A 26,153-nucleotide genomic window follows, 5' to 3' on the forward strand; every position below is an offset into this window, starting at 1 on the left:
TATCGATGAGCTCGCAAGCTCGCTCATGCAACGGCTCCCAGCAGGTCGAGGGCGTACCGCGTGGCCGCGGCGTTGGAGGCGAAGACATGAGCGCCGGCGGCGGCCAGGGCGTCGGCCTGCCGCGACCAGCCCTGCGGGTCGGCCTCGGTGCCGACCAGGGCGATCACCACCGGCAGCGAGGTCGTCGCCCGCGCTGCGGTCAGCGCGGGGACGAGCGCCCCCGCCGGGTCCGGGTCGGCGCCGTGGCCGAGGACGACGTCGAGAAGCAGCACCGCCGGCTCCCCCGAGCGGGCCAGGGCGTCGATGGCCTCCAGCCGCAGCGTCGGGTCGATCATCGGGTGCGCGCGGCCCACGGTCAGGGCGTCGTCCCCGAAGTCGACGACGACGTGCCCCGGGGCCGACAGGTCCGTTCCGAGGTCGAGCTCGGGACGCAGCGGGATGTTCGAGCGGATGTCGCCGAGAACCGGCGAGGCGAGCAACATCGCCTCGTCGGCGAGCGTGCCGCCCGCGAACAGTCCCTTCAGAGCCGCGCCCGGGACCGCCGGGTCGGCAGGTCCCGGACGCGACGGCCAGGTGGGCACGTCGATGCCCATGTCACCGAGGAGCGCCTCGACGGCGGCGGTCAGATCCGGCGTCTCCGGCGAGAGGACGCCGAAGCGGACCGGCACCGACAGTTCGTGCGCGGCGGCCTGGACGGCCTCGGCGACCGACGGCGCGGGGGGCTTGGAGACCACCAGCACCCGCTCGGTGGCCGGGTCGGCGTCGAGGGCGGCGAGCGCGTCGAGGGTGGCCAGGCCGCCGACCTCCTCCTTGAGGTCGCGGCCGCCCACGCCCAGCACGTGCGAGACGCCGACGCCGGCCATGTCGAGCAGGCAGGAGACCTGCTGGGCGCCGGTGCCGGAGGCGGCGACCAGGCCGACCGGCCCCGGGCGGACGACGTTGGCGAAGCCCAGCGCGACACCGGAGACGATCGCGGTCCCGCAGTCGGGGCCCATCACCAGGACGCCGGCGTCGTGGGCGGCCCGCTTGAGCGCCACCTCGTGCTCGACGGGCACGCCGTCGGAGAAGACGAGGACGCTGCGGCCGGCGGCGATGGCGTCCGCGGCCTCCGCGACGGCGAACTGGCCGGGCACGCTGACGATCGCGAGGGCGGGGGTGTCGGGCCCGAGCTCGTCGAGGCCGGCGCCGATCGTGCGCTGCGGGACGGCGGTCGCGGTGCCGGTGGAGCGTTCGCGCTCGGCGAGGGCGGCGTCGACCGCGGCCAGCGCGGCGGCCAACGCGGCGTCGTCCTCGGCGCGGACGCCGATGAGCAGCTGCTCCGGCGAGATCTCGCCGTCCGGTGCCAGGCCCATGTTCGCCGCGAGCTCGAGGTTCAGCGGCGTGGCCATGGCCACCAGCACCGCGGTCACGCCGTCGCGGGCCGCCACGTCGCGGCTGACCTGCATGAGCCGGACGGAGTCGGCGTAGACGCCCGACCGCAGCACGACGGAGCTGACTCCGGCCGTGGCGGACGGGGCTGCTGGGGGCGCTGAGGCGGTCACTGTTCCTCCTCGCTGACGCTCGTCGGACAGCGACCGCTGCGGTGCTGCGCTTCCTTGGCGGGCTCGCCAGCTCGCCCGCTCCCAGCACCGTACCCACAGATGTCTCAGCGGTGAAGTATCTGCGTCTGAGATGCCATAACGATTTAGCACTGAGGTACTTCCGCCGTGCCGTGGTGCATGACACATTGGCGCCTCCCGGTGGTGGCAGGGCCCGTGACAGGGCCCGTTGACCGGCACCGATACGGGTGGGAAGTCACGTCGAGGAGGCACTCAGATGGCGTTCGGTTGGAAGCTCTACGGGGACGGGAAGACCCCGCCCCTGGGAGAGGCGGTAGCCCCGGACGAGCGGCTCTCGTGGCCGCGGACCGTCGGCATCGGCGCACAGCACGTCGTGGCCATGTTCGGTGCGACGTTCGTCTTCCCCCTGATCATGGGGCTGGACGCGAACCTCGCGATCATGATGAGCGGCATCGCGACGATCATCTTCCTGCTGATCGTCAAGGGTCGGGTGCCCAGCTACCTGGGCACCAGCGCCGCGTTCGTCGGCGGTGTCGCAGCGATCCGCACGAACGGCGGTGACTCCAGCGACGTCGTCGGCGCCCTGCTCGTGGCCGGTGTGGTCCTCGCCCTCGTGGGTCTGGTGATCCACTTCGCGGGGCTGTCGGTCATCAACAGGGTGCTGCCGCCCGCCGTCACCGGCGCGGTGGTCATGCTGATCGGCTTCAACCTGGCCCCCGTGGCGGCCGGCGTCTACTGGCCGCAGGACCAGTGGGTCGCGCTGGCCACGATGGCCTTCGTCATCGTCGCCTCGCTGGCGCTGCGCGGCTTCATCGCCCGCATCTCGATCCTGCTGGGCCTGATCTTCGGGTACCTCCTCTCCGTCTTGCTTGACGTCACGGCCGGCCCGATCACCTCGCCGGACGGCACGGGCGCCGTGAGCACCCGCGACCGGATCAACTTCGACGCCGTGGGTGACGCCGACTGGTTCGGTCTGCCGGACTTCACCGCCCCCAGCTTCTCGCTGAACTTCAGCCTGCTGGTCATCCCCGCCGTCATCGCGCTGGTGGCGGAGAACGTCGGGCACGTCAAGGCCGTGGCCGAGATGACCAAGCGCGACCTGGACCCGGTGATGGGCCGGGCCGTCTTCGCCGACGGGGTCGCGACCGCCGTCGCCACGTCGGTCGGCGGTTCGCCGACGACCACCTACGCCGAGAACATCGGCGTCATGGCCGCCACCCGCGTCTACTCCACCGCCGCGTACTACGTGGCCGCGCTCGTGGCGATCCTGCTCGGGCTGGTGCCGAAGTTCGGCGCGCTGATCAACATCGTCCCGGGCGGGGTGCTCGGCGGCATCACCGTCGTCCTCTACGGGATGATCGGCCTGCTCGGCGCGAAGATCTGGAAGGAGAACCGGGTCGACTTCGCCAACCCGATCAACCTCGTGCCGCTCGCGGCCGGGATCATCATCGGCGTCGGCGACGTCACGCTGCGGTTCTCCGACGACTTCTCGCTCAACGGCATCGCGCTCGGCTCGATCGTCGCCGTCCTGGCCTGGCACGCCGCACGGTCGCTGGCGCCGGCGGACATGAGGGCCGCGCTGCTGCGCGAGGGCACGCATCCGGCTGCCGCGTCGTCGCTCGGCCACCACGGTGCGCCGGACCCGTCGTCGGTCGACGAGGTCGGCCGCCCGGGCGTCCCGGGTTCGAACCGCTAGTCCCCCGAGCCGGCGCCGCCGGCTCGGCGCCGCCGGCTCACCCGACCGCACGCCGTCCCCGTCGCCGGGGGCGGCGTGCGGCGTCTCGGGGCACGGAACGGCGGGGCGCGGCCATCCGGCTCGGGGCAAAAGATTTAGCGCTGAGGTACTTTCGCCGCCCTGCAAGCGATGACAGAGTGACTGCACTTCCCCCACTCGTACGGAGGTGACTGCAGCCGGTGAAGCCCGCACCGTTCCGCTACGCCGACCCCGGCACGCTCGACGAGGCCCTCGCGGTCCTGTCGGCCGAGGGTGAGGGCGCCAAAGTGCTCGCCGGTGGCCAGTCGCTGCTCCCGCTGCTCTCCATGCGGCTCGCGGCGCCGACCACGCTGGTGGACATCAACCGGGTCCCCGGCCTGGACTCCGTCGAGGTCACCGGGAACGGCGTGACGGTCGGGGCGCTGGTGCGCCACACCGCACTGCTCGCGGACGACGCCGCCGCGCGGGTCCAGCCGCTGCTGGCCCGGGCGACGGCGAACGTCGCCCACCCGGCCATCCGCAACCGGGGCACCACCGTCGGCTCCATCGCGCACGCCGACCCCTCGGGTGAGATGACCTCGGTCCTCGCCCTCACCGACGGCGCCGTCACGGTCGCCACGCCCTCCGGTCCTCGAACCGTCGAGTGGCGGGATCTGTTCGTCGGCCCGCTGGAGACCTCTCTCCACGGTCCCGCCGTCGTCACCTCCGCCTTCTTCCCCGCGCTGCCCGACCGCTCGGGCACCGCCTTCGCCGAGGTCGCCCGCCGCAAGGGCGACTACGCCGTCTGCGGCGCCGGCGTCGTCGTCACGCTGGACGAGGACCGCCGCATCGCGCGCGTCCGCGCCTCCTACGTCTCGGTGGGCCTGACCCCCGAGGTGCACGACCTGACCGAGGCCGTCGCCGGCAAGCCCGTCGACAGCGCCGACTGGGCGGCCGCCGGCGCGCTCGCGCGGACCCTGGTCGACCCGGACACCGACATCCATGCGAGCGCCGACTACCGGCGGCTGCTGGTCGGCGTCCTCACCGAGCGCACGTTGGCCGAGGCTGCCGCCGAGGCCGCCGCGAAGGTGACGGGCGAGTGAGCAGCGCCGGCGGCTGGGAGCAGCTCTCGCTCGCGGGGGACAGCGACCGAGGTGCGGGACGAGCCCGGAACCGAGCAGTGAGCACGAGGGGAGCCGAATGAGCGTCGACACGGACCGGACGATCACGGTCACGGTGAACGGTGTTCCACGTGAAGCCACCGTGCCGGTGCGCCGGCTGTTGTCGGATGCGCTGCGGCACGACCTGGGTCTGACCGGCACGCACGTCGGCTGCGAGCACGGCGTCTGCGGGGCGTGCACGGTGCTGGTGGACGGCGACCCGGTCCGCTCCTGCCTGATGCTCGCCGTCCAGGTGGACGGGCACGCCGTCACCACCGTCGAGGGCCTCGCGCGGGACGACCACCGGGGCGGGCAGGTGCTGCACCCCGTGCAGGAGGCCTTCCGCGAGTGCCACGCCCTGCAGTGCGGCTTCTGCACGCCGGGGTTCCTCACGACGATCGCCGCCGGGCTGGAGAAGCGGGATCCGGCGGCGGAGCTCACCGACGAGGAGGTCGACGACATGGTCGGCGGCAACCTCTGCCGGTGCACGGGCTACGCCAACATCAAGAAGGCCGTCCACCACGCCGCCGCGGCAATGAAGGACGACGCCCGATGACGACCAAGCTCTTCGGTGAGCCGGTCCGCCGGCGCGAGGACGCGCGACTGATCATCGGCAAGGGCCGCTACCTCGACGACATCGGCTCGAACGCCCTGGCCGCGGCCTTCGTGCGGTCGCCGCACGCCCACGCGCGGATCACCGGCATCGACGTCGAGGCCGCGCTGGACGTCGAGGGCCTCGTCGCGATCTACACCTACGACGACCTCACCGGCCCGATGGCCGAGCCGCTGCCGGTGCTCATCCCGCATCCGCAGCTGACCCAGCCCCGCACCGGTCACGCCCTGGCCCGCGACGTCGTGCGGCACGTGGGCGAGGCGATCGTCATGGTGGTCGCCACCGACCGGTACGTCGCCGAGGACGCCGCCGAGCGGATCGTCGTCACGTACGAGGAGCTGCCAGTCGTCGTCGGCGTGGACGCCGCGCACGAGGCGAAGGCGGCGGTGCATCCGGACGTGCCCGACAACGTGGCCGCCCGGCACCGCCAGGAGACCGGGGACGTCGAGCCGGTGCTGGCCGCCTCGCCGCGCACGTTGAGCTTCACGCAGTACATCGAGCGCAGCGCCAGCATGCCCATGGAGGGCAGGGGCGTCCACGCGAAGTGGGACACCGACGACCGGTCGCTCCGCGTCTACACGAGCACCCAGGCCTCGACGTCGGTGCGCGCCGCGATCGCCGCGAAGCTGGACCTGTCGCTGGACAAGGTCGAGGTCATCGCGCCCGACGTCGGTGGCGGCTTCGGCGTGAAGATCGTGCACCCGTGGCCCGAGGAACTGCTGGTGCCCATGGCCGCGATCGCGCTGGGCGCCGAGGTGAAGTGGGCCGAGGACCGCCGGGAGCACTTCATCTCCTCGGCGCACGAGCGGCAGCAGCGCCAGGACATCACCGTGGGCTATGACGACGAGGGCCGGATCACCGCGCTCGACGTGCACGTCCTGCACGACAACGGCGCGTACACGCCCTACGGCATCATCGTGCCGATCATCACCGCGACCCAGCTGGTCGGGCCGTACGTGATCCCCGTGTACCGGGTGCAGGTGGACAGCGTCTACACCAACACCGTCATCGTGACGCCGTACCGCGGCGCCGGGCGGCCGCAGGCCTGCTACGCGATGGAACGGACGATGGACCGCATCGCCGACGAGCTCGGGCTCGACCGGGCCGTCGTCCGCGAGCGGAACCTGATCCAGCCCGACCAGTTCCCCTACGACCACCAGCTGACGTTCCAGGACGGCCGGCCGGTCATCTACGACTCCGGCGACTACCCGGGGCTCATGGTGAAGCTCAAGGAGCTGGTGGGCTGGGACGAGGCCGAGGCGCTGCGCTCGGAGGCCGCGGCCCGGGGGAAGCACCTTGGCATCGGGATGGCGCTGTACGTGGAGGGCACGGGCCCGGGGCCGTACGAGGGCGGGCACGTGCAGGTGCTCGGCAGCGGGAAGGTGCTGGTCTCGACCGGTCTGACCTCGCAGGGGCAGGGGCACGAGACGGCGTTCGCGCAGATCGTGGCCTCCGAGCTCGGGGTGCCCATCGAGGACATCGAGGTGACCACCGGCGACACCCGTCGCTTCGGGTACGCCGTGGGCACGTTCGCCTCACGCGCCGCGGTGATGAGCGGCAACGCGATCGCGCTGGCCGCCCGGGGCGTGCGGGAGAAGGCGCTGCGGATCGCGGCCGACGTGCTCGAGGTCGACGCCAGCGACCTGGAGATCGACGAAGGCCTGGTGCAGGTGAAGGGCACGCCGGGCGCGTCCATCCCGCTGCGCACGGTCGCCGTCCTGTCCAACCCGCTGCGCTATGCCTTCGACGAGGCGGCGAAGCAGGCCACGCAGTTCACGACGCACGACGACTCCAAGCCGCCCGTGGCGGAGGGCGATGCCCCGGGGCTGGAGCACCGCGACTACTACTCACCGCTCCGGTCGACCTTTGCGTCGGGCGCGCACGCGGCGATCGTGGAGATCGACCCGGCGACGTGGGAGATCGACATCGTGAAGTACGCGGTCGTGCACGACTGCGGCAACGTGGTGAACCCGATGATCGTCGAGGGCCAGGTGCACGGCGGCGTCGCGCAGGGGGTGGGCGGCGCCCTGTACGAGCGGATGGTCTACGACAAGGACGGCCAGCTGCAGAACGCCTCCTACATGGACTTCCTCATGCCCTACTCCAGCGAGGTGCCGGACGTGGTCATCGACCACCAGCAGACGCCGTCGCCGCTGAACCCGCTGGGCATCAAGGGCGCCGGCGAGGCCGGGGTCATCCCGGGGACGGCGGCGATCGCGTCGGCGATCGAGGACGCCGTGGGACGGCGGATCGCGGCGATGCCCATCTCCCCCACCGAGCTGTACGACCTGGTGCGATCCCCCGATTCGGAACGGACGGCCGCGTCCTCGCGCCGTGCCGAGAATGGAGTTCTGGCGTGAACCTCGACGGCTCTGCGGTGCTTTCGGCCGACCCCGACAAGGTGTGGGCGGTCATCACCGATCCGGCCGTGCTGGCGCGGACGATCCCGGGCTGCGAGTCACTCGAGCAGATCGGGGACGACGAGTACCGGATGAACGTGTCCGTGGGCGTCGGGGCGATCCGCGGGACCTACGCCGGCGAGGTGCGGCTGTCGGACCAGAACCGGCCGAAGTCCTACGTCATGCACGCGTCGGGTGCGGGTGCGCCGGGCCAGGTGCGGGCGACGGTGACCATCAACCTGGAGCCGTCCGACCAAGGGACGACGCTGACCTACTCGGCCGATGCCGTGGTCGGCGGGCCGGTTGCCGGTGTGGGCCAGCGGATGATCACCGGCGTCGCGAAGCGGATGGCCGGCCAGTTCTTCAAGGCGATCGACGATGAGCTGACCGGCGCCGTGGTGCCGATCGCCGCTGCGCCGTCTGCCGCTGCGGCCGCTCCCAGCGACGCCTCCCTGGTGGCCGGCGCCCAGCCGGCTGCCGCTGGTCGGACGTTCACCGGCAAGGCTGCCGTTGCTGCTCCGACCGGCGACGTCCAGACGCTCGCGCTCGGCGCCGTCGGGGGCGCGGTCCTCACCCTCATCGGCGTCCTCGTCGGCTACCGCCTGGGCCGCCGGAGCTAGACACCCGGTCTATCGGTTCGGCGCCAGTTCATCACCGAGTGATCGGCGGACCAGCGGCCGAGTTGATCGCTCTGCCGCCGCTCTTGAGCCCGCGGGTCCGCAGGTGACCCGCCCCGGTCAGGCGGCGGAATCGGCGCCCGTGACGTCCAGGGGGATGCCGGTCTCGCGCTCGGAGACCTGCCAGAGGACGTCGATCTGCTTCTGCAGGTCGAATCGGCGCAGGATCGGCCGCCGCACGGCCGGTCCGTTGGAGCCGAACCGCGGCGCGTACAGCTCTCCACCCCGGGCCCGCGGGTCGGTCGCTGCCCGTAGCTGGGGCCGACCACCCTCCAGCGGCGTCATCCCGGCCCGCCCGACCACGGCCTCGAAGAACGCCCCCACCCAGCCGGCGCCACCCTCGCGCACCGACCGCGCCTGCAGGTCGGTGTTCGACAGCCCCGGGTGCGCGATGAGGCTCTTCGCCGCCACACCAGCGCGAGAGAACTGCTGCTGCAGCCCCAGCCCGAAGTGGTAGTTGGCCATCTTCGCCTGCGCGTACGCCCCCCAGGCCCGGTACTTCCGACGCATGTGCGGGTCGGCCGGGTCCAGCGGCCGACCCATGAACCGCGCCGTGCTGGTCACCGTCACCACCCGCGCGGACGGCGCCCGCAGCAGCGCCGGCAACAGGTGCGCCGTGAACGCCCAGTGCCCCAGGTGGTCGACGCCGAGCTGCATCTCGAACCCGTCGACCGTCGTCCGCTGCGGCATCGCCATCACCCCGGCGTTGTTCACCAGAATGTCGACGCGCTCGTGCCCGCCGAGGATCTTCTGCGCGGCGGCCGCCACCACCGACAGGTCGCCGAGGTCCAGCGGCACCACCTCGAGCGACGCCGCCGGGTACCGCTCCCCGATCCGCGCCTCAGCGACCGCAGTCTTCGAAGCATCACGGGCAGCAAGGACGACGTGCGCGCCGGCGCCCGCCAGGGCGAGCGCCGTCTGGAACCCGAGACCACCGTTGGCGCCGGTCACCACCGCGGTGCGCCCGCTGAGGTCGGGGATGTCCTTCTCGGTCCATGCCACGCGCGGGTTCTCCTCGGTAGTGGTTCGGTCCGGGGCGACCATAGGCACCGGTCAGCTGCCCGCGCGTGCCTCCGCCCGAATGGCGACGGCAGCGAGCAGCTCCCACCGGATGGCCGAGCTGCCGGGGCCGACGACGAACCAGTACCGATCGAACCGTCGGCGGGTCGAGGGATCCGTCGCTGCGATGCGCGTCTCGCAACTCAGGTGAGTGCCCCCGACGGCCGGCGTGAGGCGGAACTCCATCCCGATCTTCACCCAACCGGGCTCCGCGAAGTCCCGCACACCGTCGGCGTCGAGCACCGGGGGCTGCTCACCACCAGTCAGCCGCCAGGCCTGGAGCACACCACCGAACACCACGGCAGTCGGTGGCTCCGAGGCCAGCACCGGGATCGGCACGACATCCAGGAACGTGCGGTCGAGCCCACCGCGCCAGCTACCGGTCAACATCACCGGCATCACACGGACGGCGCTCAGCACGAGGGACACCGGCAGCGATCTGAGCTTCAGCCGGTGCAGCTCCTCCCAGACGACGGGCCGTGGGGCGTCGATCACCCGCGACTGACGGGTGACGTGGTCGGCTGCCGGCACCACATCGTCGAGGTCCACGGGCGCTTCCTCCCTGGCCTCAGCCGAGCGCTGAGTAGACCGCTCGGACATAGGACTCGGCGCGATCGGAGCCGAGGAGGCCCGGCGCCATCTTGTTCATCATGTAGCTGATCGTCAGCCGGCGGTGGAGGTCCATCACGACCAGCGAGCCACCCCAGCCACCCCAGAAGACCGTGCGGCCCGAGGCCACGTACGGCACGACCGGCGAACCCAGGCAGTAGCCCATCCCCCAGCGGAACGCGTCCTCCAGCACCAGGTCCACGCCGTCGGCCTGGACCTCGAACACCAGCTCCACGGTCTTCGGCGACAGCAGTCGCACGCCGCCGGCCTCACCGCCCAGCGTCAGCACCCGCATCACGTCCAGCACTCCGCGGGCGTTGGAGTGCCCGTTCAGCGCCCCGAGGTCCGCGGAACGCCACTCGGGTGAGGCGGTCGCCTTCACCGACATCACCGGCGCGGTGAACGTCCGCACCGCGATGGACGTCGAATCGATGTCACCGGCCGGGTCGGCCCGCGGCGGGGCGACCAGCGACGCCACCCGGTCCCAGTCCCCCGAGCGGGCACCCACCTGGAAGTCCGCCCCCAGCGGCCCGGCGATCTCGTCGGCCACGAACCGCTGGAACGTCTTGTTGGTGATCCGCCGGATCACCTCGCCGACGAGGAACCCCTGGGTCGCCGCGTGGTAGCCCGCCGCCGTCCCCGGCTCCCACCACGGCCGCTGCGCCGCCAGCCGCTCGCACGCCGTCTCCCAGTCGTACATGTCGCGCACCGAGAACGGCTGCTCCCAGCCGGAGACGCCGGACGTGTGCGCCATCAGGTGCCGCACCTCGACGTCCTTCTTCCCCTTCGCCGAGAACTCCGGCCAGTAGTCGCCCACCGGCGCGTAGACGTCCAGCTCCCCTCGCTCGACGAGCATCAGCGCCGCCAGGTTCAGCACGCACTTCGTCGTCGACCAGACGTTGACGATCGTGTCCTGGGTCCATGGCGTCGTCCGTTCGGCGTCGCGGTGACCGCCCCAGATGTCGACGACGGTCTCGCCGTCCAGATCCACCGCGACGGAGGCACCGAGCTCCTCGCCGTCCAGCTGCTGCGCCAGCGCGTCCCGCACCCCCGCGAACCGCTCGTCGCAACAGCCGTGCACCTCGGCCATGAACCCTCCTCGTCGCGCCGCGACTCCGGTGTCGCGCCTCCGGATGAGACCACGGCCACAACTGAGCCGACAACGCTGGTCACGATGCGTGGCGGCACCTGGGTATGCCCGACGGCCGTCTCCGCGCCAGGGAAGACGCGGCCTCCACGATCAGCGTCGGGAGGTCCGCAGGTCAGGTCTGCCTGCTGGCGGGCCGGCGCGGGAAGTTCCTGGCTGCGCGCGCGATCCGCGTGTGACCGGTCACTATCCGATTGCCAGCGCGCTCACGCTGGGTAGCGGCTGCCCATGGCCAACTCGAGTACAACTGCGCATTCGCACCAGGGGGAGCCCCGTCGCGACCGTCGGGCAAACCCGACGGGTGCCTACGTGGCCACCGCCGGCGTCGTCGTCTTCCTGATCGCCACCTTCCTGGACTGGGTGTCCACGGAGGGTGAGTCGGTGACCGGAACCGGCTACGAGACCGACACCACCATCCCGCTCGTCGCCTTCCTCGGCGTCGGCCTGGCTGCAGGGCTGCTCTACGCGCTCAACCGCGCTCGCGGTCGCCAGCACCGTGGACTCTCGCTGACCACCATGGCTGCCGGCATCGCTGCAGCCGGCCTGGCACTGAGCTACATCCTCGACGCCCCCGGCGCCCTCGAGCGCGGCGGCGACTACTCCGCCGAGTTCGGCGCCTGGATCGGCCTCATCGGCGCCATCGTCTGGGCCGTGGGTGCATTCCTGCTGGCCAAGGAGCCCGAGGGCGACGACGACTGGCACGGCACCGAGCACGTCACCGCTGGGCACACCGCCCACTGACGCCGCCGCCAGGTACGCGCCGTACCTGAGCGTTGAACATCACGGGTGCCCGCCCGGAGCTCCGGCTCCGGACGGGCACCCGTTCGCATTCGGGCCCGCTGGAGAGCTGAGCGCGCTCGCGTCACCGGTCTCAGCGACGGTCGGGTATCCCCAGGTGACCGCGGTTACTGGAACGTTCAAGTACATGCCGGTGTTCTCCGGGCAGCCACGCGGAGTTGGCGTGGACAACCAGTCAGAGGAGACGCTCATGGCACGGATCAGTGTGTTCGGTGGGACCGGCTACGCCGGCAGCAGCATCGCCCGGGAGGCGGTCCGGCGCGGGCACCAGGTGACCTCCTACAGTCGTCGGCTCCCGGAGCGGCCGGTCGACGGTGTGGAGTACGTCGAGGGCTCCCTGCTCGACGAGACCACCCGGACCAAGGCGCTCGACGGGGCCGACGTCGTGGTGGTGGCGGCCGCGCCCCGGGGCGACATGGCCGAGCAGCTGCGCACCGGAGTCGCCGCCCTGGCCGCGGATGCAGGGGAGTCCGGCGTCCGCCTGGGCGTCATCGGTGGGGCGGGCTCGCTGCACGTCGCCGAGGGTGGTCCGCGGCTCGTCGACACCGACCAGTTCCCGGCGGATTTCCAGCCGGAGGCCCGGACGATGGCCGCTGTCCTCGACGACCTGCGCGCGACCCCCGACAGCCTGGACTGGTTCTACGTGAGCCCGGCCGCGATGTTCGGCGCCTTCAACCCGGGCGAGCCCCGCGGCACCTACCGGGTCGGGGGCGACGTGCTGCTCGCCGACGCCGAGGGCAACTCCGACATCAGCGGCGCCGACTTCGGAGCCGCCGTGGTCGACGAGATCGAGCAGCCGGCCCACCGGCGCGCCCGGTTCACCGTCGCCTACTGAGCCGCGCTCGTGCGCTCATCGTGGTGACGATCATCGCCACGATGAGCGCACGACGGCGCCGGTGTCAGTCGTACTCGGGGCCGACGGCGCCGGTCACGACCTCGCCCACGCGCTGGTAGCTGGGCATCACCGCCCCGGACGGCGTCGTCGCGTGGGTGCTCAGCCGCCAGGTCCGCGGGATGGCGCCGTCGCCGAACAGCCGCTTGCCCTCACCGAGCACCACCGGGAAGACGATCAGCCGCAGCTCGTCCACCAGGTCCTCGCGCAGCAGCGTCTGGATCAGTCCCGCCGAGCCGTGCACCTGCAGTTCCCCGCCGTCCTCGGCCTTGAGCTTCCGGACGGCGTCCCCGACGTCGCCCTGCAGGAGTTCCGCGGTCTCCCACTCCAGCGACGTCAGCGTGCGGGAGGCGACGTACTTCTTCTTGAAGTTGAGGCCCTGCGACACCGGGTCGTCACTGATCATCTGCGGCCACGCGCCGTAGAAGATCTGGTAAGTGGTGCGCCGAGCAGGAAGTCCTCGGCGCCGGCGAACCAGGCGTTGATCTGCTCGCCCATCGCCTCGTCGAAGAACGGCACCAGCCAGCCCTCGGGGGAGAACCCGCCCGACGGGTCCTCCCCCGGCCCGCCGGGTGCCTGCATGACCCCGTCGAGGGTCACGAACGTGGTGACGACGAGCGGACGCATGGCGACTCCTGGATGACTTCGGGCGGCTCCGGGTGAGCGCCCCTCACCCAGACGTCGAACAGGGGCGGCGCTCATCGACATCCGCGCAGAAATTCTTCCCAGGCGCCACGGGATCCCAGGGATCAGTAGACGTCCCCGGCCCTCCGGGCGCGCGCGGCACCGCGGTGCGGATGGGTCTTCTCCCCGTACATCGCCCGGTCGGCGCGGGTGATCAGCTCGTCGGCGGTGTCCCCTGGCCGGCCGACCGCGACCCCGACACTGACCCCGATCTCCAGCGGCCCACGCGGCCCTGGGAACGGCTCACGCGTTGCCTCCACGACCCGGTCGGCGAGCGTCTGCAGGTCGGCCCTCTCCCAGCCGGGGCAGAGGATCACGAACTCGTCGCCACCGAAGCGGGCCACGAGGTCTCCCGGCCCGGCCAGCTCGCTCATCCGCCGGGCCATCTCGGCCAGCAGCGCGTCCCCCACCGCATGGCCGTGCTCGTCGTTGACGTCCTTGAACCGGTCGAGGTCGCAGAACAGCAGCGCGCAACCGGGACCGTCCTCGAGCTGGGCCCGCAGTGCGTCGAACAGCGCACCTCGGTTGGCGATGCCGGTGAGCAGGTCGGTCTGCGCCCGCAGGTGCAACTGCGCCTCCCGCCGCCGTTCGTCGGTGACGTCGAGGCCGATGCAGCCGATGGCGTAGGGCCGACCGGCGCCGTCCACCATGACCGTGTTGCGCATCGCCACCCGGCGCCGTTCTCCCGCACCGGTCAGCCAGTCGCCCTCCTGGGGATGGGCGACACCGGTGGCCATGGCGCGGGCGACGGCGTCCTGGGACAGGGCGATGTGCTCCGGAACGACGAAGACCTCCCAGAAGTGCACTCCTGCCAGCTCCTCCTCGGTGCGCCCGGTGAAGCGCTGCAGGGCCGGGTTGGTGAACAGGAGCCGGCCGCTCCCGTCGACGATGCACAGGAGCGTGTCGCTGGCCTCGACGAAGTCGCGCAGCAGCTGATCGGGTAGCAGGTCCGTCCCTGGCTGCCCCGTCATCGCGACAACTCCCGCCGTCGGACCGGTGCACGTCGTCGTGTCCCCGGGGCGGGGACGGTGCGACTCGGCTGCCCGTTCCGCGCCTTCTCCACCGAGGATTCTCCGGTCAAGCAGGCAGGAGCCCGCAAGTGTTACCGCAGGTACGGGTCAACTACGACTGCCGGTGAGCGTCGGGTAGTCGATGTACCCGACCGGGCCGGAGGCGTAGAAGGTGGACGGATCCGGCGCGTTCTCGGGGTGCTCACCGGCCCAGCGCGCGACCAGGTCGGGGTTGGCGAGCACCGGACGCCCGACGGCCACGGCCTCGGCATGCGCGTCGTCGATCAGCTGCATGGCCTCCTCGCGGGTGGTCACCGTGCCGAAGCCACTGTTGGCGATGAGCGGACCAGCGAAGCGCCGGCGGAGGTCCTGCACGAACTCTCCGGCGGGTTCCACGTGGAGGACGCTCAGGTAGGCCAGGCCGAGCGGGCGCAGGCCGTCCACCAGGGCGCCGTAGGTGGCCCGCACGTCGGCCGGGTCGGTCTCCAGCGCGTCCTGGATGTTGTGCTCGGGCGAGATGCGGATGCCCACGCGGCCGGCGCCGATGGCCGAGGAGACGGCGGTGGCCACCTCGATCACGAAGCGGGCGCGGTTCTCCGGGCTGCCGCCGTACCGGTCCTCGCGCTGGTTGGACGCCGGCGACAGGAATTCGTGCAGCAGGTAGCCGTTGGCGCTGTGGACCTCCACGCCGTCCAGGCCCGCGGCGACCGCGCGCTCCGACGCCGCGACGAGGTCGGCCAGCGTGGCCTGCGCCTCCTGGGTGGTCAGCGCGTGCGGCACCGGGAAGGCCTCCTTGCGGCCGCCGCCGACGTGTACCTGGCCGCGGATCGCGATCGCGCTCGGCGCGACCACCCGGGTGCCGGTGAGTTCGGGGTGGGAGACGCGGCCGCCGTGCATGACCTGCATGACGATGCGCCCGCCACGCTCGTGCACCGCGTCGGCCACCCGGCGCCAGCCCGCGGCCTGCTCCTCGGTGACGATGCCGGGCTGTCCGGCGAAAGCCCGGGACTCCTCGTTCGGGAACGTGCCCTCGGTGATGATCAGACCGACCCCGGCCCGCTGCGCGTAGTGCTCGGCGACGATGTCCCCGGGGATGCCGGACCGCCCGGAGCGCATACGGGTCAGCGGCGCCATGACGACGCGGTTGGCGAGCTGGAGGTCACCGAGGCGGACAGGCGTGAACAGATCCATGCCGGGCGCAACCCTGTTGTCCACCGCAACGATTCCGGGCATGCGCCGGATGCGGCGATCGTCACGCTGCGTCCTGGGCGTTCAGTCGCCGGCAACGGCCCCGGCGCCCGACCGCCCGGGAGAGCTCCACCCCTGCCGGTGCAGTCGCTCGAACCCGTCCAGCATCAGGTCGAGGGCGAACTCGAACTCGAACTGGTCGTCACAACCGGTGCCTACCACCGACTGCCCGTCGTGGGCCCGGTACGTGGCGATGGTGACCACGTTCGGGAACAGCGCGGCCAACTGCTGCGCCATGGCGGCCAGCTCATCCGGGTCGCTGATGTGCCCGTCCTGATGCAACTCCTGGGTGAACCCGAAGACGCGGCTGCCCAGCGCGTGCATGACGTGGTGGGTGAGATCGACGGACATGCCGCCGCCGAGGAAGATCCCGATGGTCGCGTCCAGGTAGCCCATCACGACCGGCGTCGGGGCGGCCTGGGCCTCCATGGCGCGGCGGGCCCACGGATGCCGGAGCAGCGCCCCGCGAGCCGACAGGATCCGCTGCCGCACGGCGCTCTTCCAGTCCAGGCCCGGGTCCGGAGGGTCGATCTCGCCGAGGACGAGGTCGACCATGCCGTCCAGCAGCTGGTCCTTGTTGGCGACGTGCTTGTACAGCGCCATCGGGACGACCCCGAGTTCCTGGGCGAGCCCGCGCATGCTGACCGAGGCGAGGCCGGACTCGTCGGCGAGGGCGACGGCGGTGCGCAGCACACGCTCCCTGCTCAGAGGGGTCCGGCGGGCGGCTTCCGCTCGGTCGGTCATCCGATCACCTCTCCGCCCTTGACAGGTGTACACGGTACACCTACGGTCCCTCCAGAGGTGTACGCCGTACACCTACGGACGAAGGTGGACGGGATGAGCTCGACGAGAAGGACCGCGGTGGTCGCAGGGGTGTTCTTCGTGGTGGCGGCGGTCGCCGCGATCGCCGCGAAGCTGCTGTGGCAGCCGGTGCTGGGGAATCCGGACTACGTCCTCGGCACCGGCGCCGACACGGGTGTGCTGCTGGGCGGGTTGCTGGAGTTCGTCACCGCCGTCTCCGTCCTCGGCACCGGCGTCGCGCTGTATCCGGTGGTCAAGCGGCAGAACGAGGGCGTCGCCCTCGGCTACGCACTCGGTCGTGTGCTGGAGGGCGCCACGATCGTCGCCGGCCTGGCCACCGTCATGGCGGTCGTGGCGCTACGGCGGGGCAACACGGGCAGCACGGACGACGGCACCCTCGTCGCCGCCCAGGAGTCGCTCGTCGCCCTGCACGACGCGATGTTCCTGCTCGGGCCCGGCCTCATCATCGGCGTCAACACCCTGCTGCTGGCCTACCTGATGTACCGGTCGCGGCTCGTGCCCCGCTGGATCGCCGTCATCGGGCTCGTCGGCGGCCCGCTCGTCTTCGTCTCTTCCACCGCCGTCCTGTTCGGGGCCTACGAGCAGGTCTCTGCTTTCGCCGGGCTGGGCGCCTTCCCGGTGTTCGCCTGGGAGATGAGCCTGGCCGTCTACCTCATCGCCAAGGGGTTCAAGCCGTCTCCCGTCGACGGCCGAACCGCCCCCCCGCAGGCGGTCCTCTCCCCCGCATGAGCAACGCTCCGCCGGGGTTCCTCGCCCGACGCCGTGAGCAGGCGTGCGTCGGTCCGGTCGACGGTCCGCCGACCATGCACAGTGCCCATCGTCGGCCTCCCCGAACGCCCGACGGTCAGCAGACTGCTCACCGGGAGATCGGGGGTTTGTGCACCCCTGTGCGTTCATGGTCGGCTGACCGCGAGAAGTGCGGGGCTCGGCGGGCCGAGCGGGCCGATCTAGGCGACCGTCTCCCTGGCCACCGGTGAGAAGTCGAGCGGCAACACACCCTGCGCACCGCCGTCGCCCGCTACGAGGAACTGAGGTCCCGCGAGGTGCTGGCCGACAGCGCGGGTGGCGACTCCCCCGACGTCGCCGACGCCGAGCGCCTCCCGGCGTCCGACGTGCTGGAGCTCCTCGCACTGAGCGAGGTCATCGCACGGAAGGCGGGCTACGGCCAGCAGCTGGCCGTTCGGACAGCGCGGGCCGCCGGGGCCTCGTGGAGCGCCATCGCCCGCGCCCTGGGCACGAGCAAGCAGGCGGCCTGGGACGCCCACACCCGCTGGATCGAGGACCAGGGCGACCGACACCGGGGAACGGGACACGAGGGGCTCGACGAGGAGGAGGCCGAGCGGCTGCGGCGGCTGGCGGGATCACCCGACGACGGCCCCGACGCGTGAGCACGGACACTTCCGAAGGAGGTATCTCACCGCTAAGGTAACCGCATGAGCGAATGCCGGGTCCGTATCGGTATCGACACCGGCGGGACGTTCACCGACGTCGTGGCCGTGGACGAGCAGACCGGCCAGACCACCACCACCAAGACGCCGTCGACGCCTGCCGACCCGGCCGAGGGCTTCCTGAACGGCGTCCGCAAGGTCCTGGGCCTGATGGGCCTCTCCGGCGACGCGGTCACCGCGGTCAGCCACGGGACGACGGTCGCGACCAACCAGTTGCTCGAGGGCAAGCTCGACCGCATCGGGTTCATCACGACCGAGGGCTACGAGTCGGTGCTGGAGATCGCCCGGCAGTCGGTGCCCGACGGCTACGGCAACAGCTACTTCTGGGTGAAGCCGCCGCGAATCGTCCCGGCCGACCTGGTCCGCACCGTCCGCGGCCGACTGGACCACACCGGCGCCGAGGTCCGCCCCTTCGACGAGGACGACGCCCGCGCCGCCGCCCGCTTCTTCCGGGACGCCGGCATCACCACGATCGGCGTCTGCTTCCTGCACGCCTACGCGAACGACGCCCACGAGCGCCGGATGCTCGAAGTGATCCGCGAGGAGCACCCCGCAGCCGTGGTCAGCATCTCCAGCGAGGTGCTGCGCGAGTACCGCGAGTACGAGCGGTCGGTGACCACGCTGGTCGACGCGGCGGTCAAGCCCAAGGTCGGCGCCTACGTCACCAACATCCGCACCCGGCTGGACGAGATCGCCCCCGGCGTTCCCTTCTACGTGATGAAGAGCAACGGCGGCGTGCTGTCGGCCGCGGAGGTCGTGCACCAGCCGATCACCACGATGCTCTCCGGCCCGGCCGCGGGCGCCCTCGGTGCGGCGCTCATCGCGGGCACGGCGGGCTTCGACCGCGTGCTCACCTGCGACGGCGGCGGCACGTCCACCGACGTCACCGTCGTCATCGACGGTGAGCCGGCGCTCACCACGGAGGGCTCGGTCGGCGAGTACCCGAGCAAGATCCCGATGATCGACGTGGTCACCGTGGGCGCCGGCGGCGGCTCGATCGCCTGGCTCTCCCCCGAGGGCACGCTCAAGGTCGGCCCCCAGTCGGCCGGCGCCGACCCCGGCCCGATCTGCTACCCCAACGGCGGCGACCAGCCGACCGTCACCGATGCGCACGTCGTCCTGGGCCGGATCCCCCCGCACCTGCTGGGGGGCGAGATCCCGCTGTCGGTCGAGGCGGCGGTCGACGGCCTGGCCGACCTCGGGGCGAAGCTCGACATGGACCTGGAGCGCACCGCCACCGGCATCCTCGAGATCTCCGCGTGGAACCAGGCCAACGCGCTGCGGCAGGTGACCGTCGCCAAGGGCCTGGACGTGCGTGACTTCACGCTCACCACGTTCGGCGGCTCCGGCTCCCTGTTGGCCTGCCGGCTGATGGACATCCTGGGGCTCCCCCGCACCCTGGTGCCCCCGAACCCGGGCAACGTCAGCGCGTTCGGCCTGCTCACCGTCGACGTCCGCAACGACTACGTGCAGACCGTCGTCTCCAAGCACCTCGACCTCGACCTCGCACGGGTGCGGTCGGTGTTCACCGACCTCGAGGCCCAGGCGCAGAGCGCCCTGGACGGCGAGGGCTTCGGCCGCGACGAGCAGCGCATGCAGCGGACGGCCGACCTGCGCTACGTCGGCCAGGCGTTCGAGGTCCGCGTCCCGGTGCCCGACGGCGACCTGGACCGGGCCGCCGCCGAGGAGGTCGCCCAGGCCTTCCACGCCGCCCACCGCCAGCTCTACGGCTACGACTTCGCCGAGGACCCGCGGCAGGCCGTGGAGTGGGTGAACCTCCGGGTGAGCGGGATCGGGCCGATCCGCCGTCCTGACCTCGTGGAGCTTCCCCCCGCCGACGGCGGGACGGACCGGGCCGTCACGGGCTCCCGGCGCGTGTTCTTCGACGACTGGGTGGACACCCCGACGTACAACCGGCCCGACCTCGCGCCCGGCGACGTGGTCACCGGTCCCGCGATCATCGAGGAATTCGGCTCGACCGTCCCGGTGCACCCGGGGTTCGCGGCCACTGTCGACGCCTACGGAAACCTGCTGCTCACGAAGGAGTCGGGCCAGTGACGAACGCTCAGAACGTCTCCGACAAGGTTGCTGCCGACCCGGTCCTCGTGGAGATCGTCGCCGGCACGCTGGCCGCGATCGAGAAGGAGGTCGAGACCTCCATCGGCCGCACCTCGCGGTCGCCGATGATCCGCGACGCGCACGACTTCCGCGCCGGCATCCACGACCGGCAGCTGCGCAAGCTGACCGGCCGCTCGTACTCGGCCCTCGTGCACCCGGTGGTCCGCGACTACCCGATCGAGACGATGAACGTCGGGGACGTCTTCTTCCACAACGACGTCTACCTGTCCGAGGGCGGGATCGGCCACCTGCCCGACCTGTGCGTGACGGTGCCGGTGTTCGCTGCGAACGTCGAGACCGGGCAGCCGGAGGTCGTGGCCTTCATCCAGGCGTTCGGCCACCACGACGACATCGGCGGCGCCGTTCCCGGCTCGATGCCGAGCGCGGCGACCAGCGTGTACGAGGAGGGCCTGATGGTCCCCCCGATCAAGCTGTGGGACCGCGGCGTGCCCAACGAGAGCGCGCTGAAGATCATGACCCGCAACTCGCGGATGCCCGACTCGCTCGCCGCCGACCTCGACGCCGAGTGCTCCGCCTGCCTGGCCGGCGCCCGGCGGCTGGGCGAGCTCTTCGACCGGTACGGCGTCGCCGCCGTCGAGGCGTGCTTCGACGCCATCCTGGCCAGTTCCACCGAGGTCTACCGGCGGGAGATCCTCAGCCAGATCCCCGACGGCACCTACGTCTGGGAGGACTACGCCGAGCACGACGGCGTCGAGGAGCCACAGCTCCACCGCCAGCGGATCACCTTGATCATGGACTCCACGAAGGACGTCCCGCTGGTCATCGACTTCACCGGCACCGGCCCCCAGGCGAAGGGCCCGATCAACCACTGCGGCGACTACGCCGACGGCAACTTCCTCAAGAAGTGGCTGGCGCCGATCCTGCGCAACCTGGCCGAGACGCCCGAGCGGATGGCACAGCTCGACGTCAACGAGGGCGTCGTCCCGCTGATCGAGATGCGGTTCCCGGAGAAGGGCACGCTGCTCACGCCGATCTTCCCGGCGCCGACCAACGCGCGGACCTTCGTCATCCTGCGGCTGCTCGGCGTCCTCGCCGGCGTGCTGGCCAAGGCGACCGGCGGCCGGATGCCGGCCGACCAGGAGACGATCCGCTACACCGGCGTCTACGGCACCGACTTCGACGGGCAGCCCTACCTGATGCGCGAGGTGCTCGGCGGCGGCTCGGGCGGGCGGTACTACGCCGACGGCGAGGACACGATCCACGTCGTCCCCGACTCCCGGAACCTGCCCACGGAGTTCACCGAGGGCCGCTTCCCGCTGCGCATCGAGCGGCTGGGACTGGCCCTCGACTCCGGTGGTCCCGGGCGCTACCGCGGGGGCTGCGGCTACGAGAAGCACATCCGCGTGCTGCGCGACGCGCACTTCATGTCCATCGCCGACCGCTCGATCCTCGCCTGCTGGGGCGTCAAGGGCGGCAAGGCCGGCAAGCCCTTCCAGGTCACCGTGGACCCGGGCGGACCGGACGAGCACGACGTCGACGCCCTCGCCGACGCCGAGCCGCTGAAGGCGGGCACGGTGGTCCGCATCCGGACGACGGGCGGCGGCGGCTGGGGCGACCCGCTGGACCGGCCGGTCGACGAGGTACTGCGCGACATCGCGTGGCACAAGGTGTCGGTCAGGGGCGCCCGCGAGGACTACGGCGTGGTCGTGCTGGACGACGGCACGTGCGACGAGGCCGCCACCGAGGAGCTGCGCGCCTCGATGCGGGCCGCCCGCACCGGCGAGGAGCCGTTCTTCGACCGCGGCCCCGGCTACGCGACCCTGTCCGGCGGGGCGGCGTTCAACGAGTTCGACGTCCTCTGACCCGCGGCGAGATCTGCACAGTGGCCCTCCTCAGCGTGCTGAGGGGGGCCACTGTGCAGATCCGGCCCGGAGGTCAGGTGACGGGGTCGGTGCTGCCCGGCGTCGGCTTGACCTCGTCGCCGGTCACGCCGTCGTCCCCGCGCGGGCGGGCGGGGTCCTCGTCGGCGCCCTCGACGTCCTCGGGGACGAGCGGGGTCTCCTCGCTGACGTTCTGGCGGGCCTGGTCGCGGTCGGTGCCCGGTACCTCGGTCATGTCGACCTCCCTCTTCGGCAGGTCCCGGCCCTACCCGGCGCCGACGGCGTTCGACCCCCGCTACGCCACGGGCGAACCGGTCAGGCGCCGCGGAGGGTGCGCAGCGCGCCGGTGAGGCGCTGGAGCTCCTCGAGCATCGCCTTGGCGCCGATCTCCAGCTCGGTGTTGGGCACGAACTCGTCGTCCTCGTCGAGGAACTGGGCGAAGAAGGGGATGGAGACGGCCTCGACGGCCGGCACCACGCGCAGCGCGGCGAGGACCGGCTTGAGCGCGGTGGCCGCCCGGAGGCCGGCGGAGACGCCGCCGTAGGAGACGATGCCGGCGGCCTTGTCGGCCCACTCGGCGTGCAGGTAGTCCAGGGCGTTTTTCAGCGAGCCGGGCAGCGAGTGGTTGTACTCCGGCGTGACGAAGACGAAGGCGTCGGCGCGGGACACCGTCGCGCTCCAGTCCTTGGTGTGCTGCTGGGTGTACTGCTGCAGCCGCGGGTGGTTCGGCTCGTCGTAGACGGGCAGCCCGACCTCGGCCAGGTCCACGACCTCGACGGCGAAGCCGCCGTGCTGCTCGGCCTGGTGGGCGATCCAGCGGGCGACGGCGAGGCCCTTCCGGCCGGGACGGGTGCTGGCGGCGATCACCTGCAGGACGGGCTGCGACATCCGGGAACTCCCCTAGTTGGTTGAGACATCAACCGTAAGCACCGGATCGACCGCCCGAGTCCCGCGCCGCAGGTGAGAGCGCTCACCCCCGCGCGGCTCGGGCTCGGGCGCACAGCACCTCGGCGGGTGCGGGCGTCGGCGGGGAGGAACGCCTCGACGCTCAGCTCGGCGGCGGTGAGGTCGACGGCGGTCCCGAAGGTGGTCACCGTGCTCAGGAAGCCGAGCACCTCCTCGCCCACGGATGCGCAGCGGGACGGCGATGCCGTCGGGCGGGGTGCGGTCGGCGCCGCCGGACAGCGCGAGCAGCTCGCGGTGCAGCGCGGCCAGCCCCGGGTCGCCGCTCAGGTGCGCCTCCCGGCCGAGCCGGTGCAGCACGTGCCGCCGCCACTGCGGCAGGTTGAGGATCCGGGCCCCCGGACGCCGGGCTCAGGAGCGCCGGCGGTGCCACCAGCGCCGGACCACCCGCGGCGGCTCGGCCGGCGACGGGGCCGGGGCGGGCGGCGGCCGGTCGCGCAGCCAGCCCTCGACCAGCGCCTCGACGTCGGCCCGGCCCGGGACGGGCGCCCACCGGCTCTCCTGCGGCCGGCGCCAGAAGGCCTCCACCCGCGCGTTGTAGTCCTCGGCCAGCGCCCGGACCTCCGCCTCGGTGGACAGCCGCGCCGCCCGGTCGGGCAGCTCGTCGCGCTCGCGCCGCAGCGCCAGCCCCGGTGGCAGCATCGCCGCGGTGTCCACGCCCTCGCGCCGGGCCTTGGCCAGCGCCCAGTCGTAGGCGGTCTCCTCGCGGTCCAGGCCGGGCAGCGGCCGCCCGGCGCCGGGGAGCTCGGCGAAGTCACCGCGCTCCTGCGCCTGGGCGATCTGCCGCTCGATCCACGTCTCGAACGAGACCCCCGGTGGCTTCCTCTCGGTCATCGCGCCCATCGTCCCCGCCGGTGCGAGGCTTCCGCACGTGCGCACCATCAGCAGCCGCGAGGTCTACCGGAACGACTGGATCCACGTGCGTGAGGACGTCGTCGAGCTGACCGACGGTTCGGCCGGCCTGTACGGCGTGGTCGAGAAGGCCGACTTCGCGCTGGTGCTGCCCGAGCAGGACGGCGGCTTCTGGCTGGTCGAGCAGTACCGCTACCCGCTCGGCCGCCGCTCGTGGGAATTCCCCCAGGGCACGTGGCCGCACGGGGCCGGCGGCTCGCCCGAGGATCTCGCGCGGACCGAGCTGGCCGAGGAGACCGGCCTGCGCGCCGGTCGGCTGGAGCACCTGGGCCTGCTCGACATCGCGTCCGGGCTCATGACGCAGCGGTTCGACGTCTGGCTGGCGACCGATCTGCGCTCCGGACCCACCGCCCGCGAGATCACCGAAGCAGACATGCAGCAGGCCCTCGTCCCGGAGGCCGATCTCCGGCAGATGATCCGCGAGGGCCGCATCACCGACAGCCCTTCGCTGGCCGCCTACAGCCTGCTGCTGCTCGACCGGGCGTGATCCAGAACTCAGCAATCTTCTCTCACGTGAGGGTCGAGTAGCCCCCACAATGGGTGGCGACCCGCGTCCCCCCGGCCACCGCCGCCGGAGGACCGCCTGCCCAGCGCCGATCGCGCCACACCGGAAACGGGAGCATGTCCGTCCTGCCTGCGCTCCGCATCACCCGCCCCGCCTGGCTCTCGCCGAAGGTGGCTCGCACCGAGGCGCTGGCCGGCCTCGTCGTCGCCCTCGCGCTCATCCCCGAGGCGATCAGCTTCTCGATCCTGGCCGGGGTCGACCCGCGCGTCGGCCTCTTCGCCTCGTTCACGATGGCGGTGGTCATCGCCTTCACCGGCGGGCGGCCGGCGATGATCAGCGCAGCGACCGGCGCGATCGCCCTGGTCATCGCCCCCCTGGTCGCCGAGCACGGCCTCGAGTACCTGCTCGCCGCGGTGATCCTCGGCGGCGTCCTCCAGATCCTGCTCGCCGCGGCAGGGGTGGCCCGGCTGATGCGGTTCATCCCGCGCAGCGTCATGGTGGGCTTCGTCAACGCCCTGGCGATCCTGATCTTCAGCGCGCAGCTGCCGCAGCTGATCGGCGTCCCGTGGCTGGTCTACCCGATGGTGGCCGCCGGGCTGGCGATCATCTTCCTGCTCCCCCGCCCGACCACCGCCGTCCCGGCGCCCCTGGTCGCGATCATCGTGCTGACGACGCTGGCGGTGGCGGCCGGACTGGACCTGCCCGACGTCGGCGGCGAGGGCGAACTGCCCGACAGCCTGCCGTTCCTCGTCCTGCCCGACGTCCCGTTCACCGCCGAGACGCTGGGCATCATCGCCCCCTACGCCCTGGGCGTCGCGTTCGTCGGGCTCATGGAGTCGCTGATGACGGCGAAGCTGGTCGACGACATCACCGACACCCACTCCGACAAGACCCGGGAGTCCTGGGGGCAGGGCGTGGCCAACGTCGTCACCGGTTTCTTCGGCGGGATGGGCGGCTGCGCCATGATCGGCCAGACGATGATCAACGTGAAGTCCGGCGCCCGCACCCGGTTGTCGACCTTCCTCGCCGGCGTCTTCCTGCTGATCCTGGTCGTGGCGCTCGGCGACGTCGTGAGCGTCATCCCGATGGCCGCCCTGGTCGCCGTCATGATCTTCGTGTCCATCGCGACCTTCGACTGGCACAGCCTGCAGACGATCCACACCATGCCCAAGAGCGAGACCACCGTGATGCTCTCGACGGTGGCGGTCACGCTGGTCACCCACAACCTCGCGATCGGGGTCGGCGTCGGCGTCCTCGTCGCCTGCGTCCTCTTCGCGCAGCGCATCGCGCACCTCGTCGACGTCACCCGCATCCCCGACCACGAGGGCACCGTGCGCTACTCCGTCGACGGGGCGCTGTTCTTCGCGTCGAGCAACGACCTCTACACCCAGTTCGACTACGCCGGTGACCCGGAGCACGTGGTCATCGACCTCTCGAACGCCCACGTCTGGGACGCCTCCACGGTCGCGGCCCTGGACGCCATCACGCACAAGTACGCCACCCGCGGGAAGCACGTGGAGATCATCGGGCTGAACGAGCACTCCTCCGACCGGTTCGAGCGGCACACCGGTCAGCTCTCGGGCTCTCACTGATGCCCGGCACCGACCGGGCCGGCCTGCTGCAGATCGGGCAGGTCGCCGAGCGCACCGGCCTGAGTCTGCGCACCATCCGGTTCTACGAGGAGAACGGGCTCGTCCGGCCCACCACCCGGACCGGTGGCGGATTCCGCCTCTACAGCGAGGACGACGTCGCCCGCCTCGGAGTCATCAAGCGCATGAAGCCGCTCGGCTTCACGCTCGGGGAGATGCAGGAGCTGCTGACCCTCCTCGCGGATCTCGCAGCCGCCCCGGGCGATGCCGCCCTGACCGACCGGCTGCGGATGTTCCACGAGGCAGTCATCGCCCGCGTGACCGCTCTGCAGGAGCAGCTGGGCATCGCGCAGGGCTTCGCCGCCACGCTGGCCGGTCACCTGGGGCGACCGGCACGCTGAGCCCGG

At 71.9% G+C, this 26,153-nt stretch carries 26 protein-coding genes; 14 read left to right on the forward strand and 12 right to left on the reverse strand.

The annotated features are described in order from the left end of the window. Positions 1–23 precede the first annotated feature (23 nt). Positions 24–1,541 carry an AllF/FdrA family protein gene (locus tag CHB94_RS14025; RefSeq protein WP_254920640.1) on the reverse strand — a complete coding sequence of 506 codons (1,518 nt, stop codon included), beginning with the start codon at positions 1,539–1,541 and terminating at the stop codon, positions 24–26. Positions 1,542–1,815: 274 nt separating this feature from the next. Here CHB94_RS14025 and CHB94_RS14030 point away from each other — a divergent pair, with 274 nt between their 5' ends. From CHB94_RS14030 to CHB94_RS14050, 5 genes are all read left to right on the forward strand, one after another. Next, positions 1,816–3,255 (forward strand): uracil-xanthine permease family protein, encoded by a 1,440-nt coding sequence (locus CHB94_RS14030; RefSeq protein ID WP_089337191.1) that lies wholly within the window; start codon positions 1,816–1,818, stop codon positions 3,253–3,255. 218 nt (positions 3,256–3,473) lie between these two features. After that, positions 3,474–4,355 (forward strand): FAD binding domain-containing protein, encoded by an 882-nt coding sequence (locus tag CHB94_RS14035; RefSeq protein WP_089337192.1) that lies wholly within the window; start codon positions 3,474–3,476, stop codon positions 4,353–4,355. A gap of 97 nt (positions 4,356–4,452) precedes the next feature. Then, complete coding sequence (locus tag CHB94_RS14040) at positions 4,453–4,968, forward strand: (2Fe-2S)-binding protein (RefSeq protein WP_089337193.1); 516 nt, start codon at positions 4,453–4,455, stop codon at positions 4,966–4,968. After that, complete coding sequence (gene cutA / locus CHB94_RS14045; protein ID WP_089337194.1) at positions 4,965–7,385, forward strand: aerobic carbon-monoxide dehydrogenase large subunit; 2,421 nt, start codon at positions 4,965–4,967, stop codon at positions 7,383–7,385. Before CHB94_RS14040 ends, cutA begins: the two co-directional genes overlap by 4 nt. Then, a complete protein-coding gene (locus tag CHB94_RS14050) occupies positions 7,382–8,044 on the forward strand; it encodes an SRPBCC family protein (protein ID WP_089337195.1) in 663 nt (220 codons plus the stop codon). Before cutA ends, CHB94_RS14050 begins: the two co-directional genes overlap by 4 nt. 117 nt (positions 8,045–8,161) lie before the next feature. On the opposite strand, the gene CHB94_RS14055 is transcribed toward CHB94_RS14050, so the two are convergent. The 3 genes from CHB94_RS14055 to CHB94_RS14065 are packed head-to-tail and all read right to left on the reverse strand — an operon-like array spanning position 8,162 to position 10,859. Continuing rightward, positions 8,162–9,103, reverse strand: a complete 942-nt coding sequence (locus tag CHB94_RS14055; RefSeq protein ID WP_089337283.1) for an SDR family NAD(P)-dependent oxidoreductase — start codon at positions 9,101–9,103, stop codon at positions 8,162–8,164. Between the two features lie 51 nt (positions 9,104–9,154). After that, entirely contained in the window at positions 9,155–9,709 is a 555-nt protein-coding gene (locus tag CHB94_RS14060) for a hypothetical protein (RefSeq protein ID WP_089337196.1), read from the reverse strand. Between the two features lie 19 nt (positions 9,710–9,728). Then, positions 9,729–10,859 (reverse strand): serine hydrolase domain-containing protein, encoded by a 1,131-nt coding sequence (locus tag CHB94_RS14065; protein ID WP_089337197.1) that lies wholly within the window; start codon positions 10,857–10,859, stop codon positions 9,729–9,731. A gap of 366 nt (positions 10,860–11,225) precedes the next feature. Here CHB94_RS14065 and CHB94_RS14070 point away from each other — a divergent pair, with 366 nt between their 5' ends. Together CHB94_RS14070 and CHB94_RS14075 are read left to right on the forward strand one after the other, a co-directional pair. After that, positions 11,226–11,657, forward strand: a complete 432-nt coding sequence (locus CHB94_RS14070; RefSeq protein WP_089337198.1) for a hypothetical protein — start codon at positions 11,226–11,228, stop codon at positions 11,655–11,657. Positions 11,658–11,904: 247 nt separating this feature from the next. Next, complete coding sequence (locus tag CHB94_RS14075; RefSeq protein ID WP_089337199.1) at positions 11,905–12,549, forward strand: NAD(P)-dependent oxidoreductase; 645 nt, start codon at positions 11,905–11,907, stop codon at positions 12,547–12,549. A gap of 64 nt (positions 12,550–12,613) precedes the next feature. Here the strand turns inward: CHB94_RS14075 and CHB94_RS25755 are convergent, their stop codons facing one another. From CHB94_RS25755 to CHB94_RS14095, 5 genes are all read right to left on the reverse strand, one after another. Further along, positions 12,614–13,012, reverse strand: coding sequence for a dihydrofolate reductase family protein (locus tag CHB94_RS25755; RefSeq protein WP_217899303.1), 399 nt, complete (start codon positions 13,010–13,012; stop codon positions 12,614–12,616). Then, the gene (locus CHB94_RS25760) at positions 13,009–13,233 is read right to left on the reverse strand and encodes a dihydrofolate reductase family protein (protein WP_217899304.1); all 225 of its coding nucleotides are present in this window, start codon (positions 13,231–13,233) and stop codon (positions 13,009–13,011) included. Before CHB94_RS25760 ends, CHB94_RS25755 begins: the two co-directional genes overlap by 4 nt. A 122-nt stretch (positions 13,234–13,355) precedes the next feature. Further along, positions 13,356–14,261: a diguanylate cyclase domain-containing protein gene (locus tag CHB94_RS14085; protein WP_089337200.1), complete on the reverse strand. Its 906-nt coding sequence runs from the start codon at positions 14,259–14,261 to the stop codon at positions 13,356–13,358. Positions 14,262–14,408: 147 nt separating this feature from the next. Next, positions 14,409–15,533 carry an alkene reductase gene (locus tag CHB94_RS14090; protein ID WP_254920641.1) on the reverse strand — a complete coding sequence of 375 codons (1,125 nt, stop codon included), beginning with the start codon at positions 15,531–15,533 and terminating at the stop codon, positions 14,409–14,411. A 39-nt stretch (positions 15,534–15,572) separates the two neighbouring features. Continuing rightward, positions 15,573–16,292, reverse strand: a complete 720-nt coding sequence (locus tag CHB94_RS14095; RefSeq protein ID WP_089337202.1) for a TetR/AcrR family transcriptional regulator — start codon at positions 16,290–16,292, stop codon at positions 15,573–15,575. 93 nt (positions 16,293–16,385) lie between these two features. On the opposite strand from CHB94_RS14095, the gene CHB94_RS14100 reads away from it, so the two are divergent. From CHB94_RS14100 to CHB94_RS14115, 4 genes are all read left to right on the forward strand, one after another. Next, complete coding sequence (locus tag CHB94_RS14100; RefSeq protein ID WP_089337203.1) at positions 16,386–17,099, forward strand: DUF4386 domain-containing protein; 714 nt, start codon at positions 16,386–16,388, stop codon at positions 17,097–17,099. Positions 17,100–17,413: 314 nt separating this feature from the next. Beyond that, on the forward strand, positions 17,414–17,758 hold the full coding sequence (locus tag CHB94_RS14105) for a hypothetical protein (protein WP_254920642.1): 345 nt from the start codon (positions 17,414–17,416) through the stop codon (positions 17,756–17,758). Between the two features lie 45 nt (positions 17,759–17,803). After that, entirely contained in the window at positions 17,804–19,876 is a 2,073-nt protein-coding gene (locus CHB94_RS14110; protein WP_089337205.1) for a hydantoinase/oxoprolinase family protein, read from the forward strand. Continuing rightward, entirely contained in the window at positions 19,873–21,759 is a 1,887-nt protein-coding gene (locus CHB94_RS14115; RefSeq protein WP_089337206.1) for a hydantoinase B/oxoprolinase family protein, read from the forward strand. Before CHB94_RS14110 ends, CHB94_RS14115 begins: the two co-directional genes overlap by 4 nt. Positions 21,760–21,832: 73 nt before the next feature. Here CHB94_RS14115 and CHB94_RS14120 read toward each other — a convergent pair whose 3' ends face one another. The 3 genes from CHB94_RS14120 to CHB94_RS14135 all read right to left on the reverse strand — a co-directional run bounded on the left by CHB94_RS14120 (position 21,833) and on the right by CHB94_RS14135 (position 23,574). After that, entirely contained in the window at positions 21,833–22,012 is a 180-nt protein-coding gene (locus tag CHB94_RS14120; protein WP_089337207.1) for a hypothetical protein, read from the reverse strand. An 80-nt stretch (positions 22,013–22,092) separates the two neighbouring features. Next, entirely contained in the window at positions 22,093–22,665 is a 573-nt protein-coding gene (locus tag CHB94_RS14125) for an NADPH-dependent FMN reductase (RefSeq protein ID WP_089337208.1), read from the reverse strand. Between the two features lie 426 nt (positions 22,666–23,091). Next, positions 23,092–23,574, reverse strand: coding sequence for a DnaJ family domain-containing protein (locus tag CHB94_RS14135; protein WP_176445563.1), 483 nt, complete (start codon positions 23,572–23,574; stop codon positions 23,092–23,094). A 37-nt stretch (positions 23,575–23,611) separates the two neighbouring features. Here CHB94_RS14135 and CHB94_RS14140 point away from each other — a divergent pair, with 37 nt between their 5' ends. The 3 genes from CHB94_RS14140 to CHB94_RS14150 all read left to right on the forward strand — a co-directional run bounded on the left by CHB94_RS14140 (position 23,612) and on the right by CHB94_RS14150 (position 26,147). Continuing rightward, positions 23,612–24,139: an NUDIX domain-containing protein gene (locus tag CHB94_RS14140; protein ID WP_089337209.1), complete on the forward strand. Its 528-nt coding sequence runs from the start codon at positions 23,612–23,614 to the stop codon at positions 24,137–24,139. 134 nt (positions 24,140–24,273) lie between these two features. Next, on the forward strand, positions 24,274–25,749 hold the full coding sequence (locus CHB94_RS14145; protein WP_089337210.1) for a SulP family inorganic anion transporter: 1,476 nt from the start codon (positions 24,274–24,276) through the stop codon (positions 25,747–25,749). Next, a complete protein-coding gene (locus CHB94_RS14150; RefSeq protein WP_089337211.1) occupies positions 25,749–26,147 on the forward strand; it encodes a helix-turn-helix domain-containing protein in 399 nt (132 codons plus the stop codon). The genes CHB94_RS14145 and CHB94_RS14150 overlap by 1 nt, the downstream gene beginning before the upstream one ends. The last annotated feature ends 6 nt before the right edge of the window (positions 26,148–26,153 follow it).

Origin of the sequence: Blastococcus mobilis, assembly GCF_900188025.1 — a bacterium.
GTDB lineage: Bacteria > Actinomycetota > Actinomycetes > Mycobacteriales > Geodermatophilaceae > Blastococcus_B > Blastococcus_B mobilis.

Excerpts from the sequence above, each read along its gene's own strand:
- CHB94_RS25755 (WP_217899303.1), bottom strand. The coding sequence starts at position 13,012 with ATGATCAGTGACGACCCGGTGTCGCAGGGCCTCAACTTCAAGAAGAAG.
- CHB94_RS14150 (WP_089337211.1), top strand. The coding sequence starts at position 25,749 with ATGCCCGGCACCGACCGGGCCGGCCTGCTGCAGATCGGGCAGGTCGCC.
- CHB94_RS14125 (WP_089337208.1), bottom strand. The coding sequence starts at position 22,665 with ATGTCGCAGCCCGTCCTGCAGGTGATCGCCGCCAGCACCCGTCCCGGC.
- CHB94_RS14040 (WP_089337193.1), top strand. The coding sequence starts at position 4,453 with ATGAGCGTCGACACGGACCGGACGATCACGGTCACGGTGAACGGTGTT.
- CHB94_RS25760 (WP_217899304.1), bottom strand. The coding sequence starts at position 13,233 with ATGCGTCCGCTCGTCGTCACCACGTTCGTGACCCTCGACGGGGTCATG.
- CHB94_RS14120 (WP_089337207.1), bottom strand. The coding sequence starts at position 22,012 with ATGACCGAGGTACCGGGCACCGACCGCGACCAGGCCCGCCAGAACGTC.
- CHB94_RS14030 (WP_089337191.1), top strand. The coding sequence starts at position 1,816 with ATGGCGTTCGGTTGGAAGCTCTACGGGGACGGGAAGACCCCGCCCCTG.
- CHB94_RS14085 (WP_089337200.1), bottom strand. The coding sequence starts at position 14,261 with ATGACGGGGCAGCCAGGGACGGACCTGCTACCCGATCAGCTGCTGCGC.
- CHB94_RS14065 (WP_089337197.1), bottom strand. The coding sequence starts at position 10,859 with ATGGCCGAGGTGCACGGCTGTTGCGACGAGCGGTTCGCGGGGGTGCGG.
- CHB94_RS14110 (WP_089337205.1), top strand. The coding sequence starts at position 17,804 with ATGAGCGAATGCCGGGTCCGTATCGGTATCGACACCGGCGGGACGTTC.
- CHB94_RS14090 (WP_254920641.1), bottom strand. The coding sequence starts at position 15,533 with ATGCCCGGAATCGTTGCGGTGGACAACAGGGTTGCGCCCGGCATGGAT.
- cutA (WP_089337194.1), top strand. The coding sequence starts at position 4,965 with ATGACGACCAAGCTCTTCGGTGAGCCGGTCCGCCGGCGCGAGGACGCG.
- CHB94_RS14135 (WP_176445563.1), bottom strand. The coding sequence starts at position 23,574 with ATGACCGAGAGGAAGCCACCGGGGGTCTCGTTCGAGACGTGGATCGAG.
- CHB94_RS14095 (WP_089337202.1), bottom strand. The coding sequence starts at position 16,292 with ATGACCGACCGAGCGGAAGCCGCCCGCCGGACCCCTCTGAGCAGGGAG.
- CHB94_RS14145 (WP_089337210.1), top strand. The coding sequence starts at position 24,274 with ATGTCCGTCCTGCCTGCGCTCCGCATCACCCGCCCCGCCTGGCTCTCG.
- CHB94_RS14100 (WP_089337203.1), top strand. The coding sequence starts at position 16,386 with ATGAGCTCGACGAGAAGGACCGCGGTGGTCGCAGGGGTGTTCTTCGTG.
- CHB94_RS14075 (WP_089337199.1), top strand. The coding sequence starts at position 11,905 with ATGGCACGGATCAGTGTGTTCGGTGGGACCGGCTACGCCGGCAGCAGC.